The organism is Nocardia sp. CA-151230 (assembly GCF_050942175.1).
GTDB lineage: Bacteria > Actinomycetota > Actinomycetes > Mycobacteriales > Mycobacteriaceae > Nocardia.
The window spans coordinates 7861062-7878766 of sequence record NZ_CP192061.1 but is presented as its reverse complement, the minus strand read 5'-3'; the positions used below and the strand labels follow the sequence as shown (position 1 = coordinate 7878766).

The window sequence follows — 17705 nt, the reverse complement described above, 5'->3', positions numbered from 1 at the left end:
CCGCGGCGGGGTGATGCGGCGCTCGGTCGCCGGGGCGCTGACCTATCTGGCGTTGATCGCGGTGGCGTGGTGCGCGCTGACCCCGATCCTGTGGTCCGTCTCGTCGTCCCTGAAATCCGATGGTGAGCTGACCGAGGCGGCGCCCCTGCCGTCGCACCCCCAATGGTCCAACTACCGGGAGGCTTTCGACGCCATCCCGCTCGGCCGCATGCTGCTCAACACCGTCGTCTACGCCGCCTGCGTGACCGCCGGCCAGGTCTTCTTCTGCTCTCTGGCGGGATACGCCTTCGCCCGGCTGCGTTTCGCCGGCCGCGAGGTGCTGTTCGTGGGCTACCTGGCGACCCTCATGGTCCCGCTCACCGTCACCGTCATCCCGCAGTTCCTGCTCATGCGGGCCTTCGGCTGGATTGACACCCCCTGGTCGATGATCGTTCCCGGTCTCTTCGGGAGCGCCTTCGGCACGTACCTGATGCGCCAGTTCTTCCGCACCCTCCCCATCGAATTGGAGGAGGCGGCCATTCTGGACGGCTGCACCCCGTGGCAGATCTATTGGCGAGTCCTGTTGCCGCACACCAAACCGGCGGTCATGGTCCTGGCGGTCCTCACCTGGATCACCGTCTGGAACGACTTTCTCTGGCCTCTGATCATGATTCAACGCAACGACTACGCGACCGCCACACTGGGTCTCGTCCGGCTCCAGGGGCAGTACTCGACCAACTGGCCGCTGCTCATGGCCGCGGCCACGGTCATCCTGCTGCCACTGCTGCTGCTCTATGCGCTCGCTCAGCGCGTCTTCGTCCGCGGTATCGCCCTCTCCGGCATGGGCGGCCGCTGATGGGCGGGACCGGTACCTGGTCGGGCATGCGCTGGGTACATGCCCGACCTATCGGCTAGCCGACCCGTGCCGCTTCGCGGCTGAGGATGCGTTCGCGTTGTTCTTCGAACCGGATGACGTCGCGACCGAGTTTCTCGAGGTACTGGTCGAGGTGTTCGCGACTGCGTTCGCCGCGCGCGGTGAAATCGGTGCGCTTGAAGACGTTCCAGGTGCGCAGGACCGGCAACAGGACCTCGTCCAGATGCTGACGCAGATCGTAGATTCCGTGTTTGACCATCAAGACGCCGTTGCGCCGCCAGTTCGGCATGCCGGTGCCCGGCATGGCGAAGGTCATCACGATCTTGGTCACCGACTCCATCGCCTGGTCGGGAGCGACATCGAAGGCGGCACCGGTGATGTTGCGATAGAACATCATGTGCAGGTTCTCGTCGGCCGCGATGCGTTGCAGCATCCGTTCGGCGATCGGGTCGTCGCAGACCCGTCCGGTGCTGCGATGACTGACCCGGGTGGCCAACTCCTGGAAGGTCACGTAAGCGACCTGATCGAGGACGCCGCCGAAGCCTTCCGGCGCGTGGACGCCGCGGGTCAGGTGCACCATCCGGTCGTTCTCCAGTGCGACGGGGTCGACAGCGCGGGTGCACACCAGGTAGTCCCGCATGGCGATCGCGTGGCGGTTCTCCTCGGCGGTCCAGCGGCCGACCCAGGTGCCCCACGCGCCGTCCTGGGAGAAGTTCTCGGCGATCACCCGGTGGTACGAGGGCAGGTTGTCCTCGGTCAGCAGATTCGTGATCATCGCGACCCTGGCGACCTGGGAGAGCCGTGACTGCTCGGGCTCCCAATCGACGCCACCCATGGCCGCGAAGTTGCGGCCCTCGCTCCAGGGCACATAGTCGTGCGGACACCAGTCCTTCGCCGTGGCCAGATGCCGGTCGATATTGGCCGCGACCACCGGCTCCAATTCCGTCAGTAACTCGATTTGCGTCAAGTCCCTAGCCATACAGCGCCTTTCGGATTCGGTGGAAAAACCACGGAACATACCGCTGTTGATGCATCACTGACTGCGCGACATCGCCGCGCTTATACCCTAGACGGACACGATGGGTTTGGTGCGTATCCGGCCTCACCAATCGAACCGCCGAGACGAATTTGCCGCATTTGTGACGATGATCACGATCGTGGTGTTCGCACTGGTGGGGGTCGGTGGGGAAGGGCCCGTTCGGGGCCCTCGCAGTTTGCGAATAGTGTGCGTGGGTATCGGTCTGCATCGTGCGAGATACGACGGAACCGAACAGGGCCGGCTTTCCGCTGCGGAGGTCGGTCGCCGCGAGTGCCATGGGCAATGCCACCGAGTGGTTCGACTACGGCGTGTACGCCGCCACGGCCGGCTACCTCACGTCCGCCTTCTTCCCGGGCTCGCTGGGCACCCTCGGCACCATGCTGGGCTTCGCGATCTCGTTCGTGCTGCGCCCGCTGGGCGGCATGGTGTGGGGTCCGCTGGGCGACCGCATCGGCCGCAAGGCAGTGCTGGCGACCACGATCCTGATCATGTCGGGGGCCACCGGGGCCATCGGCATCCTGCCGACCCATGCCACGGCCGGCGTGCTCGCGCCGATCCTGCTGATCCTGCTGCGGGTGGTGCAGGGCTTCTCCACGGGCGGCGAATATGGCGGCGCCGCAACCTATCTCGCGGAATGCTCGGAGGACCGCAGGCGCGGTTTCCTGGGCAGTTTCCTCGAATTCGGCACGCTCGCGGGCTTTGTCGGCGGTTCGGCGGTGGTGCTGGCCTGCCAGCTGGCACTCGGTTCGGACGCCATGTACGCCGGCGGCTGGCGCATCCCGTTCCTGCTGGCCGTTCCACTGGGCCTGACCGGCTGGTATCTGCGCAGCAAGCTGGACGAATCCCCGGTCTTCACCGAGCTGTCCGAGCAGGACGACCGGGCCACCCCGCCGGGCGGGCTGCGCCAGGTGCTCACCACCTACCGGCGCGAACTGCTCACCCTGATCGGGCTGGTCGTGGCGCTCAACCTGGTGAACTACACGCTGCTCACGTATCAGCCCACCTACCTGCAGCACACCATCGGCCTGGGTGAATCCACCACCACCGCCATGATGCTCATCGGCCAGCTGGTGATGATGATGTCGCTGCCGTTGTTCGGCCGCCTCTCCGACCGGGTCGGCCGGCGCCCGCTGTGGCTGGTCTCGCTGGTAGGGCTCACCGTCCTCGCGGTGCCCATGTACTGGCTGATGGGTCGCGGAACCGTCTGGGCCGTCATCGGATTCGTGGCGCTCGGACTGCTGTACGTGCCGCAGCTGTCCACCATCAGCTCGACCTTCCCGGCCATCTTCCCCACCCACGTGCGCTATGCCGGGTTCGCATTGGGCTACAACGTGTCCACGGCTCTGTTCGGCGGGACCGCACCGCTGATCAACGAGGCGGTCATCGAACGGACCGATTAGTCGTTGTTCCCGGCGGGCTACATGGTCGCGGCGTCGCTGATCGGACTGGTCGCCTGCGCCTTCATGCGCGAAACCGCCGGAACCTCGCTGCACGGCACCGAGATCCCCGGTGCCTGGCTCGTACCGGTTGCGGCGCAGTCTCTTTCGGATCGGTCTGCTCCGGAACCGCCGGTCCAGCCCGACCCGACCACCCGGGCGGTGGGTTGAGACACTCCGCGCCACGCCGGTGCTGGTGTGCGTCGACCCGGTGTGGGTAAAGAACCCAGTATCAGTTTTCGCAAACCACTGGGGGATTCATGTCAAAAACTGGACAAGCCGCCGAAAATGCCACTGCTGCTCCGACATTCGTGTTCGTACACGGCCTGACGAGCAACAGCTTCTTCTGGACGCCGGTCGTACGCGAACTCGCGCTCCTCGGGCATCGCAGCCTGCCGGTGGATCTGCCCGGACACGGGCTCGACGCCTCGATGCCCATGTCGTATCAGGCGCAGGATATCGCCGAGTTCGCGGCCGGACCGTCGCCGATGTCCGCGATTACCGTGGAGGACAATGTCGCCCACGTGATCGAGGTGGTGCGGCAGGTGCGGCGGCATGGCCCGGTGATCCTGGTCGGCCACAGCCTCGGCGGCATCACGATCGGTCTGGTCGGCAATGCCATACCCGAGGCCATCGACCGCATCGTCTACGTGTCGGCCTTCTGTCCGTCCACCGAAGACGCGCCCAGCGCCACGGCCCTGAGCCAGACTCCCGAAGCGTTGAAGGGCGTGCCGGTCCCGAATCCGGACCATTCGTTGTTCCTCGGAATGGAACCCGTCGCCCGTGGCCTGATTCGCTTCAACCTGCGGTCGGACGATCCCGAGGCACTCGAGGATTTCCGGGTGACCAATATGCCCGAGGCCACCTCCGAGCAGACGCTCCTGGTGCTCAACTTCGGCATGCAGCCCGAGGACGGGGCGCAAACCAACTTCGCCGACGGCCGGGTCGAGGCCGACACCTGGGGGCGGATTCCGCACAGCTACATTCGCCTCACCCATGACAATGTCATCACCGAGGCTCTGGCCTCGAAGATGATCGACGACGCCGATCGCCTCACGCCGGACAATCCTTTCGACGTCCATACTCTCCCGGCCGGACATGCCGGTGTCATGTTCCGAGCTCGCGAACTGGCGGCCATTCTGGATCGGCTCGCCTGAATCGGCGGTCACGTCGTGGATGGTCAGCGGTTCGGTGAGTCAGGCAGTCGGCTCGCCCGCATGTCGAGTTTCGTTCGCGGGCTTCGTGTCCGCGGCGGCGTCGTCCGTCGCGCCGAGACTGGCCAGCAGGCGCAGATTGTCGTGCGCGGCGGTGCCGGGTGCCGCCGACTGTGTGACGAGTTCCGTTCCGGTGCCGTCCGGGAGCATGAAGTTCTCCTGATGCAGCTCCAGATACCCGACCAGCGGATGGTTGTACGCCTTGCGCCCGTGCGTCCGCGTGCGGACGTCAGCGCGGGCCCACAGACGCCGGAAGCGGTCACTGCGCATGGCGAGTTCGCCGATGAGAGAGGCCAATTCGGGGTCGTCGGGGCAGCGGCCGGCCGCTAGGCGCAGGTGGCCCACGGTGTCGAGGGTGCAGCCGTCCCAGTCCGCGAGCAGGGCGCGCCCTTCGTCGGTGAGGAACACGTACCGGGCGATGTTCATCCCCTGCATGCGGCGTCCGTAGAGCAGGTCGGCGTGCCGGTTCGCGGCGAGCACCGTCATGCGGTGGTCGATGAGGAACGCGGGGGCGTCGGCGACGAGGTCCAGCACTCGCAGTAGTTCGGGGCGCAGTCGCGGCGCCGGCGTGGGCCGGGGCTTGCACGCCGGACGGTTGGTGAGCCGGTGCAGATGGTCGCGTTCCACCTCGTCCAGACCGAGCACCCGCGCGAGCGCGTCGAGCACCTGCGGCGATGGCTGACGCGCTCGCCCCTGCTCGAGGCGGACGTAATAGTCGACGCTCACCCCCGACAGATGCGCGACCTCCTCGCGCCGCAGCCCGGTCACCCGGCGACGCGAATCGGCGGGAATGCCGGCGGTTTCCGGGGCGACCCGGGCGCGCCGCGTGCGCAGGAAATCGGCCAGATCGTCCATCGCTCCAGTATCCGTGCCGTGCCGGCCGCGCCGGGTGGCCCTGTCGATACCAGGAAGTCCGTTCCTACGGATGAAGCGTCCCTGAACCGCACCCGGCCGCGCCCCGAGGATCGAAGACACATCGACCCGAGGAGCAATCGTGAAAGTCTTCATCGTCCACGCCCACCCCGAACGGAAGTCGCTGAACGGCGCACTCACCGACATCGCCGTGGACACCCTGACCGGTGCCGGCCACGAGGTTCGGGTCAGCGACCTGTACGCGATGCGCTGGAAATCCACCATCGACGCCGACGATTTCGGTCCCGCCGCATCGACCCCGCTCGACGCCACCCTCGACTCCGGCCGGGCCTTCGAAACCGGCACCCTCACCGACGACATCCGCGCCGAACAGGACAAGCTGCGGTGGGCCGACACGGTGATCCTCCAGTTCCCCCTCTGGTGGTACACCATGCCCGCCATCCTCAAAGGCTGGGTCGACCGCGTCTTCACCTACGGATTCGGATACGGCGTAGGTGAACACAACGAAACCCGCTACGGTGACCGCTTCGGCGAAGGCGCCCTCCAAGGCAAACGGGCCATGCTCTCCCTCACCGTCGGCGGCCCCGAATCCCACTACTCCGACCGCGGCATCAACGGCCCCATCGACGACCTCCTCTACCCCATCCAGCACGGCATCCTCTACCACCCCGGCATGCAGGTCCTACCCCCGTTCGTCCTTTACGGCGCCGGCCGTATCTCCGCCGAAACCTTCACCACCGCAACCGATCTCTGGAAGGAATGCCTTCTCGACCTCCCGCACACCGATCCCATCCCATACCGCACCCAGAACGGTGGCGACTACGAGATCCCAGCCGCACGCCTCCGCCCCGGCCTGGAAGCCCCGGGTCGCACCGGTTTCGGTCTCCACATCCACGCCTGACTCTCAGCCCAGCTTCTCGTGACCTGTGAGTCTCCGCTGCTGGGCACTGCTGACAACCGGTGCAGCCTCGCGCAATCCGCGCCAGCTCACCGGTTTCGACCGATTCTCGAGCCGTCGTGCGAGATTGCACCGGAAGCGGCTTGCTCGGCGCGGCGGCTACGGGTCGGCTATCGGGCGTTGAATAATGCTGCGGATGACCGCGATCCGGTGGAATCGTCGGTCGGTGTTGGCTTCGATGGCCGTGCTGTCGGTCGGGGCTGGGCTCGGCAGGCGAACCGGGATCGCGCGGGCGGCGGCGACCACGCGGTACACGATGACCGCGTTCACCAATAGCAGCGATACCGACCTTTACGTCTATGAATCCGACGATGCGGCAAATTTCACATTGCTGCGGGCCGGCGCCTACCGCCCCGCGGCCGGGCTGGTGCGGGATCCCAGTTTGCTCCGGCATACCGACGGGGCCTACTACATCGCGTACACCACTGCCGGAGACGGTCACACCATCGGATTCGCCCGTAGCACCGACCGGCTCACCTGGACTCACCTGTCGGACTATCCGGTCCCGGTGCCGAGGGCCGAAGCTGCTTGGGCGCCAACATGGTTCGACCTCATTCCCGGATATGTGGGGGTGCTCGTCTCCATCTCGCAGGGGCAGGGCTTCCGGCCCTATCTGATCCTCACGGACGATCCCGCGCGGCCGGTGTGGAACCTGCCGATTCCGCTCGCGGGGATCGGGCCGCAGCGGCCGGGGCACCTCGGCTATATCGACACCGCCGTCGTGGCGCTCGACGGCAGCTACTACGCCTTCACGAAGAACGAATCGAGCAAGTACATCGAGCTTGCGGTCGCCACTACTCCGCTGGGGCCGTACCGGTTCATCGGCACCGGCGACTGGGCCGGCTGGGGTGCACCGCGGGAGGGGCACTGTGTGATCGAACTGCCCGACGGAGGGCACCGGATCTACTTCGACGCCTACACCGAGAAGAAGTACTTCTACAGTGACAGCCGCGACGGATTCCGCACCTGGACCGCGCCCGTCGAGCTTCCGGGATTGTCCGGAACCGTCCGCCACGTCACGGTTCTGCCCGAATCGGCCGGTACCCGGTAGCAACCACCACACCGGTGCGGTGGGGGTCACGGCTCGGTGGCGGCCGCGTAGCGGTGGGCGAGGGTGCGGATGTGGGTGACCAGTTCCGGTGGGTCGGTGACGCGGAAATCCATCATCAGCATGCTGAGGTAGATGGCGATGGTTTCCAGGCGGTCGGCTCCGGTCAGTAGCAGGCAGGAGGTGTCGTCGAGGGGTTCGACGACACCGACTGTGGGGTTGATACGGGCTATGACGGTTTCGGCGGGGGCCAGGACTGTGACGCGGGCGTGGACTTGCCAACCGGTGGAGGCTATTTCACGCAGGACGAAGGCGACGAGATCGGAGTCGGGGAGTGGGCGCGGGGCGAAATGGCGTGTGCCGGAGATGATTTCGGTGATCGAAGCCACCGGGAGGGCCTGCCAGGAGTGGGATTCGAGACTGTAGGCGACCAGATACCAGCGGCGTTGCCAGCTGATCAGACGGTAGGGCTCGAGTTCGGCGGCGTCGGCGCGCAGGGTGATGGTGGCGCGGATGGCGGTGGCGAGGGTGGCGAGGGTTTCGGCGGAGACGGGGGCATCGGGTTCCCGGGAACCGGTGACGGCGGGGCCGATGTCCGTGACGGAACGCAATGCGGTGACCTTGCGTTGCAGGCGTTTCGGGAGGATGCGGTCCATTTTCGCCTGGGCGCGTTCGAGATTGGCGTGGATATCGGCGATGCCGGTGCTGCCGTCGGCGGCCACGTTCATGGCGACGGCCACCGCGACGGCCTCGTCGTCGTCGAGCAGTAGCGGGGGCATGGTGGCGCCCTGGCCGAGGCGGTAGCCGCCGACCGGGCCGCGGTCGGCGTGCACCGGGTAGCCGAGTTCGCGCAGGCGCGCGATGTCCTGGCGGAGGGTGCGGTCGGTGACGGAGAGTCGTTCGGCCAGTTCGCGGCCGGTGAGGGTGCGCTCCTGGAGCAGGGACAGCAGGCGCAGCAAACGAGTTGTGGTGGAGGTCACGCGGAACCCCTTCGTCCGGCCGGATTATTAGGAAGAAAACCAGCCTAATCGGGTCATATCTTTATCTCAACGGATCGAAACGACCTGAGAGGCAAGAACAATGAGCGCCAACCCGCAGACCGACAACTCGCCCGCCACCGTCCTCGCTCCGGCCTGGCGCGAGGTCCTCGCGGCGTCGCACCGCGCGCTCGCCGAGGTCGTGGCCGGTGTGGCCGCGGACCAGTGGGACAACCCCACCCCGTGCTCGGAATGGACTGTGACGCAGGTGGTTCAGCACGCGGCCGGTGATCAGCTGGCCTACGCCAAGTTCCTCGGCATCGGTGACGGCCCGGCCTGCAACCCGTTCGAGCCCTCCGGCCACCTCGACGGCGGCGCGGTCGAATTGGTCTCCGCCGCAATCGAACCCACCGCCACCGCCTGGTCCACCGTCACCGACGGCACCGAGACCGTGCCCACCCCGCTGCCGCACGGCGAGCTCCCCACCCCGGTGGCCGCGGTCATGTGCGCGCTCGACGCCGCGGTGCACGCCTGGGATATCGCCATCGGCACCGGGCAGCCCTCGCCGCTCACCGACGAACTGGCCGGGCACCTGCTCACCGCCGCTCGTGGCCTCGTCGAGCCGCTGCGCGACTACGGCGTCTTCGCACCCGTCGTGACCGGGCTGCCAGCGACCGATACGCCGGTGGCCGACGAGCTGCTGGCCTACCTCGGCCGCAACCCGCGGGCCTGACGGACCGGCCCCGGACCTGCGGTGACGGAGCGGGCCGCCGGTCCGGGTAGACTCCCACTCTCGTGAGTCTCACCCTCGGAATCGTCGGCCTGCCCAACGTCGGAAAGTCGACGCTGTTCAACGCTCTGACGCGCAATGACGTGCTGGCCGCGAACTACCCGTTCGCCACCATCGAGCCGAATGTCGGTGTGGTGCCGCTGCCGGACCCGAGGTTGAACACACTGGCCGGCATCTTCGGCTCCGAGCGCCTCGTCCCCGCGGTGGTGTCGTTCGTCGACATCGCGGGCATCGTGAAGGGCGCCTCCGAGGGTGCGGGCCTGGGCAACAAGTTCCTCGCCAATATCCGTGAGGCCGATGCCATTTGCCAGGTGGTGCGCGTCTTCGCCGACGACGACGTGATCCACGTCGACGGCAAGGTGGACCCGCTGTCCGACATCGAGGTGATCGAGACCGAGCTCATCCTGGCCGACCTGCAGACCCTCGAGAAGGCCGTGGTCCGTCTCGACAAGGAAGCCAAGGTCAAGAAGGACCGCAAGCCGGTCGCCGACACCGCCAAGCAGGCGCAGGAGATCCTCAACAGCGGCAAGACCCTGTTCGCCGCGCGCGACCAGCTGGACACCGAGCTGCTGAAGGAACTGTCGCTGCTCACCATCAAGCCGTTCCTCTACGTCTTCAACGCCGACGAGTCGATCCTCACCGACGAGGACAAGAAGGCCGAGCTGAAGGCCGCCGTCGCCCCCGCCGACGCGGTGTTCCTGGACGCCAAGGTCGAGGCCGAACTGCTCGAGCTGGACGAGGAATCCGCCCTCGAACTGCTGGAGTCCATCGGCCAGACCGAGCCGGGCCTGCACGCCCTGGCCCGCGCCGGCTTCCACACCCTGGGCCTGCAGACCTACCTCACCGCCGGTCCCAAGGAAGCCCGCGCCTGGACCATCCAAAAGGGCGACACCGCCCCCAAGGCCGCCGGCGTCATCCACACCGACTTCGAACGCGGCTTCATCAAGGCCGAGATCGTCGCCTTCACCGACCTCGTCGAGGCCGGCTCCATGGCCGCCGCCAAGTCCGCCGGCAAGGTCCGGATGGAAGGCAAGGACTACGTCATGGCCGACGGCGACGTCGTGGAGTTCAGATTCAACGTCTGAGCTTCTGCGAAGAAGTAGGGCAGCGCCGGTATCGCTGCTGGTAGAGACTCTGCTGAGCCCCCCATCCAAGGATCTGGATGGGGGGCTCAGTCATTTCGGTGGGCCATCATGGCCGCGACGAGCTGTCGAATCTGGGTGGCGTCGCGGCGAGTGGCTGCGGCGGGTGCCGATGCCGGGCCCCGGTTCGGTCAGCGCCCGGCGCGGTCGTCCTGGCGGTGGGTGTCGGAGCGTCCTCCGACCGGGACGGTGAGGAATCGGGGGTTCTCCACGTCCTGTGGCTGGCAGTCCGCGGGGGCGTTGACGGGGTTGCAGCGGGCTGGGTTTCCGCCGGGGACCTGGACGGAGTAGTTGTTGTTCAGTCTCGGGTCCGGTTCGGGGTAGTCGGTGCTGACCCATTGCGCTCCGGAGGCGAAGGCGGCGTCGCGGGCTGCGGTGTTGTTGGTGCGGGCCTCGGCGGTGTTGATGTCGGAGCGGGTGCGGACCATGTAGCCGGCCTGGACGAGTTCCCGGATCCGGGTGGCGTTCTGGATCGATTCGTCGGCCAGGATCACCGCGGCGTCGGGGTTGCCGGGCTGAGACGTGGGGAACATGACGCGTCCGGTCAGGCTGCCGTCCGGGCGGAGGTAGTCGCGGCGGTGCCGGTCACCGGCGAGGCAGTTGCAGTCGACGAACATGAACTTTCCGCGCGATTGGGCCAGGGTCGGCCACTGCTTGTCCAGAACGGCCGCCTCGAGCGTGGGGTAGTGGCCCTTGACGACATCGGGGGTGATGATCTGGTCCTCGGCGAACACCGATCGGATCTCTGCGTCCACCCGGTCGTAGTCGGCCGGTCCCCATTGCGGCATAGGGGGATTCGGGTCGGTGTGTAGCAGGTCGATGTCCTTGAATTCGACGAAGACCATGAGCGGTAGGTGCCCGGGGTTCTTGCTCGACCACTGCTTCAGTTCGGTGAGGCATGAGGTGAACTTCACGCAGTTGGTCTGCTGATCTACCTGTGGGACATGAAAGACCTTCAGGCCGGGCTCGGCCCAGGCGGGGTCGGCCATCCGGGTCGGGGCGCCTACCTCTGCGAGCATCGGGGTGTTCACGAAACGCCCGCCCTGCGGGTCGGCGTTGACGTCGAGCTCGACGTTGCGCACTCCGAGTCGGCTCAGTTGCTCGGTCAGCGATTTGTGCCGGTAGTCGAGCCCGGCGGTGAGCTGGTCGATCGGGTATTGGGCGCCCAACGATGGCGGCAGCCCCTGCGGGATCAGGCCCGAGTGATAGCTGTTGTGGGTGCCCATGGTCTGAATCTGGTTCATCCGCAGGGTGTCGTCGAGTGCGTAGGGCTTGCCGAGGCCCGGCGCCGGTGCTCCGTTGGCCGCCGCGACGGCCGAGAACAGGCTCGCGAGGACCGCGGCGGCTGCGGCCCATCGCCACCGCGACTGGCGTTGAGGACTTCTCATGGATAACTCTCCGTTTCGAATCACGGCGCATCGCCACAGGTCAGGTGTGTGCCGACCGCCGAGCGCAAATGCTAAGTGATCACTAAGCATTTGCTGTGCATTCGCACCCTTCTGTCCGGTGAGTGGGACACGGACCTGTGGGCGTGGGGTGGCGGCGGTGAGCCAATAGGCTCGATGAGCAGCACGGGATCGCGTAGTTCGACGAAAGGTTCGCGATGACTTCCGCACAGCCGGACTCGCCCGGCGGCCGTAAGGGCCGAGCCCGGCCGCGCCGCCGATACATACCGGGCGAGGAGACGCAGGAGCGGATCCTGACCGCGGCGGTCGACCACTTCTCCCGCTACGGCTACGCCAACGCCTCCATCGCTCGCATCGCCGCCGACGCCGGCATCACCGACGCCGCCGTCATCCACCACTTCGGCACCAAGGAAGAGCTGTTCCTCACCGCGATCGATCTACGCGAGAAGCCGTTCGTGCCCATCTACGATCGCGAGGCTTCGACGCGAGAGCTGTTCGCGCAGTTCGTTTCCGCGGTCCGCGACAGCATGCGGCACCCGGAACTGGTGCGATTCCGTGCGGTGCTGGGCGGGCAGGCCCTGCTCGAGTCGAACCCCGCGAGCCAACGGCTGCGCTCGAACATGACCCGGATCCTCGAAGCACTCGTGCCCGTCCTCGAACAGGGCATCGCCGCCGGAGAACTCAAACCCGACACCGACGCCCGCCAGACCGTCCTCGAACTCCTGGCACTCAACGACGGACTGCGACTGCAATGGGCGGCCCAGCCCGACGAGATCGACCTGCCGCACGTTTTCGAGGCCGCGGCCGACGCTTTGCTGGCGCGCATCTCCATTGATGGACAGGGGCTGCCACCGGATCGTCACGATCGGTGAGACCGACGCCCGATCCGAATCCAGTGCTCGTCATTGCGCAGGCGTCGAGCTAGCGGTCTTTGACGATGATTCCGAGTGCGTGTGCGAAGACAGGAGCCAGGTCGAGTAGCTGGGTGCGGGTGATGAGTGCGCCGGACAGTGACTCGATCCCGTCGGCGATATCGATCGATCGCGCCTCGCGTAGGTCCACCTTTTTCAACTGCGCCTTGCGCAGCGAAAGCCCCTCGATCTCCGAGCCGGGGAAGGTGACCGAGGTCAGTTTCGCCTCGCTGATGTCCACATGGCGCAGTACGCAATCCACGAACGACACGTCCTGCAGCACCGCTGCGCGCAGGTTCACCGATTCGAACTTGCAGTTGTGGAAGGTGACCCGGCGCAGCGCCGCACCGAACGCCTCGATTCCGGAGAACGCGTCGACTACGAATTCGGCGTCCATCCACGAGGTTTCGGACAGATCCGCGCGAATCCAGCGGCTGCCGTGGACCCACACGTCGTTGAATCGCGCGTGCCGGAAGACGCCGCCGGTGACGGCCGTCGCGGAGATGGCGCACTCGGTGAACTCGGCATTGCGGACATCGGGTTCGTCCAGCTCGAGACCGTCGAAATGCGCGCAGTCGTAGGCGCCCTCGTTCGCCATGTCCGCGTGCAACTGCAGAAAACGCGCGAAAGACAGGTCGGCGAGCTCGCGTGACATATCGGATTCCTATCCGGTCGAGACGCCCGAGATGGCAGTGCACTCGGCTGGTCGGCGTGTGCCGCCGACAGCCGAGCAGCTGCCCCTGGGATGATCTCGGCCCGTTGATTTTCCTGTGTGCCACGCGGCCGTGTCGACCGCGCGGCACATGGCTTGACCGTGCGTTCGTTGTAGTGCCGGATGGCTCGGGTCAGAGCCATCCCGAGGGTGTGCCGCGACCGCCGTGTCCGCCGGTGGGGGCGATTTCGGTGATCCGTGCGAGGTCCTCGGCGGTGAGGGTGACGTCGGTGGCGGCGATGTTCTGCGCGACACGATCGGGATTTCGGGAGCCCGGGATCGGCACGATGTAATCCTTCTGCGCGAGCACCCACGCCAACGACAGCTGGGACAAGGTCACGCCCTTGCCGACAGCCAGTTCGGTGAGCTGGTCGACGATTCGGCTGTTGGCGTCGTAGTTGTCCGGGCTCCACCAGGGCATGTGGGCGCGGAAGTCGGTCGGTGTGTAGTCGTTCGACGGTTTCGCTGTTCCGGTCAGGAAGCCGCGGGCCAGAGGCGAGTAGGCGACGAATCCGATGCCGAGCTCCTCGAGCAGCCCGAACAGCGGTTCGGCATCGAGGGCGAAGATCGAGTATTCGGTTTGCAGCACCGAGATCGGGTGCACGGCATGGGCTTTGCGGATCGTCTCGGGTCCGGCTTCGGACAGGCCGAGGTATTTCACCTTGCCCGCGTCGACGAACTCGGCCATGGCGCCGACCACGTCCTCGATCGGTACCGCCGGGTCGACCCGGTGCTGGTAGAGCACGTCGATGTGGTCCACGCCCAGGTTGCGCAGACTGGCCTCGACCACGTCGCGAATGTGTTCGGGGCGGGAGTCGGTGCCGAAATCGGGGGTGAAGCCGAACTTGGTGGCGATGACGACCTCGTCGCGCAACGGCGCCAGCGCGCGGCCCAGCAGCTTCTCACCCTCACCCCACCCGTACATCTCGGCGGTATCGAAGAAGGTCACCCCCAGCTCGTGGGCGCGGCGGATCGCGGTGACCGACTGTTCGTCATCGCTGGCCCCGTATCCGACCACGGTGCCCATCGATCCGTATCCCATCGCCGACACCGTCAGGCCCTGGTCGCCCAGTGTCCTGTGCTGCATGGCTGGCTCCTCTCACATCAAACCAAACTGTTCGGTTTGACGGTACATCGGTCAACTCCGGTCGTCAAACCAAACAGTTTGGTTCTGGTAGGCTCGGTGGATGACTTCGCGCGCCGATTCGACCCGTGACCGCATCGTGGAGGCGGCCAAGGCCGAGTTCGCGCGACACGGGATCGCCGGGGCCCGGATCGATCGAATCGCGAAGTCCGCCAAGACGAGCAAGGAACGCGTCTACGCCTACTTCCGCGGCAAGGAAGAGCTGTACCGATTCGTCGCAGCCCGCGAGCTGGACGCGGTCGCCGAAGCCACTCGAATGGACCCCACCGACCTACCCGGCTACGCCGGGCGAGTCCACGACTACTTCACCAGCCATCCCGACAATCTGCGCCTGATGCGGTGGGGCCAACTCGAATTCGCCGACAACGCCCCCGACGACGCCACCCACGACATCGTGTCCCGCAAGACCGCACAGCTCCGCCGGGCTCAGCAGGACGGCCACCTCGATCGCTCCTGGGACCCGCTCGACATCCTCATGTTCGTCAACCAGCTCGCCATGGCCTGGGCCGACCAGCCCGACCTCGCGACCGGAGAGCGAGATGCATTCCTGGCAGCCCGCCGCGCAGCCATCATCACCGCAGTCGAAAGACTCTTCCCCGCAACCTTTTCCGCAGACAAGGGGTGAACCGTCGTGCCTGGCCCCGCCCGCGTTGTCCAGTCAACGTGGTCTGGCGCCGAACTACCGCGCATCGGCTACCTAAGCGCGCACTCGTGCCTGCCATGGCCAGTCCTGGCCATGCGGCCGGGGGTGCGGTCCTGAGATGTTGCCGCCGGCGGGTGGATCGGTGTGTCGTGTACAGAGGTTATTCGGTTTCGGAACGCGAGCCGATCTCTGAGCACTGCGTTTGACCTGCAGCGATTGGATGTCAATGGGGTGGAGTTCAGATTCAACGTCTGAGCCTCTGCGAAGAAGTAGGGCAGCGCATGTATCGCTGCTGGTAGAGACTCTGCTGAGCCCCCATTTCCGTGTCTTGAGTTCTAGTGGTTGTCGCAACACCCCAGCTCGAGGGGTGCTATGGACTTTCAGATTCGGAGCGACCGCAATGCGCGCGGGGGCCGCATACTGACGCGTGAGCGGGAGGCATACTTCCAGCTCATGCGTCAGGGCTACAGCAGCGTGGAAGCCTGCCGGATCGTCGGCATCAACCCGCGGACCGGCAAGAGATGGCGCAACGGCTGGCACTCACCGCCGAGAGGGCGTTCGGATGGGGTCGGTGCGGACACTTCCGGCGCGGATGGCCGGGGTCCGGTTGGCGGACGCGGTGAAGATCTATCTCGGCACGATCCCCGGCACGAACACCCGCCGCGGTTACCCCGTTGCACTGGATCGGTTGGTCCGCGACTTCGGCGCGGACGGCGATGTGGGACGGCGTTGGGCCGCTGGCATGCCGCGACCGACCCCGCCGCACGGCGCAACAACCGCTGAAGTCTGGCGCCGGATCATCGTGTTCGTGCGCGGCCCGCGATCGGCGCGCGTCACCGAACCGGGTCGGCCAGCTCGCCTGTTTCCAGCAGGGTCTTGAGGTCGGCGAGGACGCGCGGCCAGCCGCCGCTGATGCTCTCCAGTACTTTGCTGCCCGGCAGGAAGCCGTCGTGGACGACGGTGAGTTTCACCAGGCCGCCGGTATCTTCGAGGTGGAAGGCCACCTTGGATCGCGGCTCCGGTGTCCCCCCGTCGCACGTCGTCCTGTTGTGCCAGGTGTAGGCGAGGCGGCGAAACGGATCGGATTCCAGGACAACCTGTTCGGGGTCCTCGGCGATGCGGCCGTCGCCGGTCGTCACGACGATGGTCGAGCCGGGCTGCCAGTCCGACTCGAAGGTGTATCCGGCCCAGTACCGCCGGGTGAAGGCGGGCTGCGTCAGCGCCTGCCACAAACGTTCCGGTGTGGTGCGGATATAGGTGGTGTAGACGAATTCGGGCTTGCCGTTCGTGTTCAAGGGGGTCCCTTCCAATGCTCGTTTCAGATCCGCCAGGGCCTCGACGCGGGCCCGGTCGTACTGGTTGATCCATCGCTGTGCGATCTCGTTGATCGGCACGGCGTTGAGATAGTGGAGCTTCTCCCGACCCCGCCACACCGCAGTGACCAGGGTGGCCTGCTCCAGGACCGCCAGGTGCTTGCTGACGGACTGCCGGGCCATGTCCAGCCCGGCGCACAGTTCCCGCAGCGTCTGACCGTTGCGGGCGTTGAGACTGTCCAGCAGCCGGCGCCGGGTCGGGTCGGCCAGGGCCCGGAAGACCTCGTCCACGGGCGCGGTCAGCAACTCAACTCCAGCTGCTGGCGAGGGGCATCACCGCGACGGGCTGCCAGCCGCCGTTTTCCAGCCCGTTTTTCAGGCTGAACAGGAACTGCCCCCACCGAGTGGAGCAATGGTGCATGAACTCCACCGGCTCACGCCAGTTCGCGTGGGTGAACTTCACGACCGTCTCCTCTGCCGCGGGTCCGGGGTAGATATCGAACGTGATCGTCGTGCCGACCCACTCGGCCGGGCCGTCGATGCATTCCCACACCACCTGCTCACCCGGGACGAGCTCGGCCACCCGGACGGTGAGGACGGGCTTGTCCCCGCCGCCGAACTCGAGTTCCTTCTCGGCGTCGCCCGTCGCAGGCATCCACCACTTCGACACCCCCTCGGGCGTGCTCACGGTCTCGTAAACCTTCTGCTGTGGGGCGTAGACGCCCACACGGTGCCGGATGTCAGCCATTGGTGATTCTCCTCTGCGATAGGCAGCCTTTCTGCTGCCTATCGCAATTATGCAGCCGATTGGGTGCCTGTCAACCACGACCGGCACGTGCCCGCACATCACCAGTCACCGGGTTGCGTTTCAGGGGCCGGGGATCGGCGGCGGGCACGGTCGAATCGAATTCCTGGCACCCGTCGTCGAGGGCATCGGGGTTGCGCAGGGGGCGCGGTCGGCCACCGAGGTCCGGGCCCACGAAGCTGTAGTGCCCGTCCAGGCCGGGGTGGGCGCGGATGAACGCCGACAGTCGCGCCACGTCGTCATCGAGCACCGGATAGCCCTGGGCGCGCAGGGGCATCACGGCGTGGTCGAGGTAGACGGTGTTCCACAGCACCACGCTCGTGCCCGCCCTGCCGAGTTCGGCGGCTTTTACTTCGCCGTGGACGACAGCGAGGCCGACTCCGATGCCGCGGGCGATCTCGCGCAACGATTGGCCTTCGACGCGGAAGGGTCATAGGCCCG

Annotated in this window: 17 protein-coding genes and 1 pseudogene; 9 read left to right on the top strand and 9 right to left on the bottom strand. The window is 66.5% G+C overall.

All coding sequences use genetic code 11. The annotated features are described in order from the left end of the window. Window positions 1-13 precede the first annotated feature (13 nt). Window positions 14-835 carry a carbohydrate ABC transporter permease gene (locus tag ACQP1O_RS37025; protein WP_433567915.1) on the top strand — a complete coding sequence of 274 codons (822 nt, stop codon included), beginning with the start codon at window positions 14-16 and terminating at the stop codon, window positions 833-835. A 55-nt stretch (window positions 836-890) separates the two neighbouring features. Here the strand turns inward: ACQP1O_RS37025 and ACQP1O_RS37020 are convergent, their stop codons facing one another. Beyond that, window positions 891-1832, bottom strand: a complete 942-nt coding sequence (locus ACQP1O_RS37020; RefSeq protein WP_433562975.1) for an acyl-ACP desaturase — start codon at window positions 1830-1832, stop codon at window positions 891-893. A gap of 335 nt (window positions 1833-2167) precedes the next feature. Between ACQP1O_RS37020 and ACQP1O_RS37015 the strand changes: the two are divergent. Both ACQP1O_RS37015 and ACQP1O_RS37010 read left to right on the top strand, forming a co-directional pair. Next, window positions 2168-3499: pseudogene (locus ACQP1O_RS37015) on the top strand (MFS transporter). An 89-nt stretch (window positions 3500-3588) separates the two neighbouring features. Next, window positions 3589-4485, top strand: coding sequence for an alpha/beta hydrolase (locus tag ACQP1O_RS37010; RefSeq protein WP_433562974.1), 897 nt, complete (start codon window positions 3589-3591; stop codon window positions 4483-4485). 39 nt (window positions 4486-4524) lie between these two features. Here the strand turns inward: ACQP1O_RS37010 and ACQP1O_RS37005 are convergent, their stop codons facing one another. After that, window positions 4525-5397, bottom strand: coding sequence for a helix-turn-helix transcriptional regulator (locus ACQP1O_RS37005; protein WP_433562973.1), 873 nt, complete (start codon window positions 5395-5397; stop codon window positions 4525-4527). Window positions 5398-5536: 139 nt separating this feature from the next. On the opposite strand from ACQP1O_RS37005, the gene ACQP1O_RS37000 reads away from it, so the two are divergent. Together ACQP1O_RS37000 and ACQP1O_RS36995 are read left to right on the top strand one after the other, a co-directional pair. Next, on the top strand, window positions 5537-6316 hold the full coding sequence (locus tag ACQP1O_RS37000) for an NAD(P)H-dependent oxidoreductase (RefSeq protein WP_433562972.1): 780 nt from the start codon (window positions 5537-5539) through the stop codon (window positions 6314-6316). Between the two features lie 193 nt (window positions 6317-6509). Then, window positions 6510-7424 (top strand): hypothetical protein, encoded by a 915-nt coding sequence (locus ACQP1O_RS36995; RefSeq protein ID WP_433562971.1) that lies wholly within the window; start codon window positions 6510-6512, stop codon window positions 7422-7424. A gap of 26 nt (window positions 7425-7450) precedes the next feature. Here ACQP1O_RS36995 and ACQP1O_RS36990 read toward each other — a convergent pair whose 3' ends face one another. Continuing rightward, window positions 7451-8401 carry a helix-turn-helix transcriptional regulator gene (locus ACQP1O_RS36990; protein WP_433562970.1) on the bottom strand — a complete coding sequence of 317 codons (951 nt, stop codon included), beginning with the start codon at window positions 8399-8401 and terminating at the stop codon, window positions 7451-7453. Between the two features lie 100 nt (window positions 8402-8501). On the opposite strand from ACQP1O_RS36990, the gene ACQP1O_RS36985 reads away from it, so the two are divergent. Together ACQP1O_RS36985 and ychF are read left to right on the top strand one after the other, a co-directional pair. After that, entirely contained in the window at window positions 8502-9131 is a 630-nt protein-coding gene (locus ACQP1O_RS36985; RefSeq protein ID WP_433562969.1) for a TIGR03086 family metal-binding protein, read from the top strand. A 62-nt stretch (window positions 9132-9193) separates the two neighbouring features. Further along, window positions 9194-10273 carry a redox-regulated ATPase YchF gene (gene ychF, locus ACQP1O_RS36980; protein WP_433562968.1) on the top strand — a complete coding sequence of 360 codons (1080 nt, stop codon included), beginning with the start codon at window positions 9194-9196 and terminating at the stop codon, window positions 10271-10273. A 188-nt stretch (window positions 10274-10461) separates the two neighbouring features. Here ychF and ACQP1O_RS36975 read toward each other — a convergent pair whose 3' ends face one another. Then, window positions 10462-11718, bottom strand: a complete 1257-nt coding sequence (locus tag ACQP1O_RS36975; RefSeq protein ID WP_433562967.1) for a Ca2+-dependent phosphoinositide-specific phospholipase C — start codon at window positions 11716-11718, stop codon at window positions 10462-10464. Window positions 11719-11933: 215 nt separating this feature from the next. On the opposite strand from ACQP1O_RS36975, the gene ACQP1O_RS36970 reads away from it, so the two are divergent. Continuing rightward, on the top strand, window positions 11934-12608 hold the full coding sequence (locus ACQP1O_RS36970; protein WP_433562966.1) for a TetR/AcrR family transcriptional regulator: 675 nt from the start codon (window positions 11934-11936) through the stop codon (window positions 12606-12608). A 49-nt stretch (window positions 12609-12657) separates the two neighbouring features. On the opposite strand, the gene ACQP1O_RS36965 is transcribed toward ACQP1O_RS36970, so the two are convergent. Together ACQP1O_RS36965 and ACQP1O_RS36960 are read right to left on the bottom strand one after the other, a co-directional pair. Next, entirely contained in the window at window positions 12658-13302 is a 645-nt protein-coding gene (locus ACQP1O_RS36965; protein ID WP_433562965.1) for a pentapeptide repeat-containing protein, read from the bottom strand. 190 nt (window positions 13303-13492) lie between these two features. Continuing rightward, on the bottom strand, window positions 13493-14446 hold the full coding sequence (locus ACQP1O_RS36960) for an aldo/keto reductase (protein WP_433562964.1): 954 nt from the start codon (window positions 14444-14446) through the stop codon (window positions 13493-13495). A gap of 100 nt (window positions 14447-14546) precedes the next feature. Between ACQP1O_RS36960 and ACQP1O_RS36955 the strand changes: the two genes are divergently transcribed. Continuing rightward, a complete protein-coding gene (locus ACQP1O_RS36955; RefSeq protein WP_433562963.1) occupies window positions 14547-15128 on the top strand; it encodes a TetR family transcriptional regulator in 582 nt (193 codons plus the stop codon). Between the two features lie 851 nt (window positions 15129-15979). Here the strand turns inward: ACQP1O_RS36955 and ACQP1O_RS36950 are convergent. The 3 genes from ACQP1O_RS36950 to ACQP1O_RS36940 all read right to left on the bottom strand — a co-directional run bounded on the left by ACQP1O_RS36950 (window position 15980) and on the right by ACQP1O_RS36940 (window position 17670). Then, complete coding sequence (locus tag ACQP1O_RS36950) at window positions 15980-16750, bottom strand: ArsR/SmtB family transcription factor (RefSeq protein ID WP_433567914.1); 771 nt, start codon at window positions 16748-16750, stop codon at window positions 15980-15982. Between the two features lie 16 nt (window positions 16751-16766). Further along, the gene (locus tag ACQP1O_RS36945; RefSeq protein WP_433562962.1) at window positions 16767-17207 is read right to left on the bottom strand and encodes an SRPBCC family protein; all 441 of its coding nucleotides are present in this window, start codon (window positions 17205-17207) and stop codon (window positions 16767-16769) included. A gap of 70 nt (window positions 17208-17277) precedes the next feature. Beyond that, a complete protein-coding gene (locus ACQP1O_RS36940; protein ID WP_433562961.1) occupies window positions 17278-17670 on the bottom strand; it encodes a Tn3 family transposase in 393 nt (130 codons plus the stop codon). Window positions 17671-17705 lie beyond the last annotated feature (35 nt).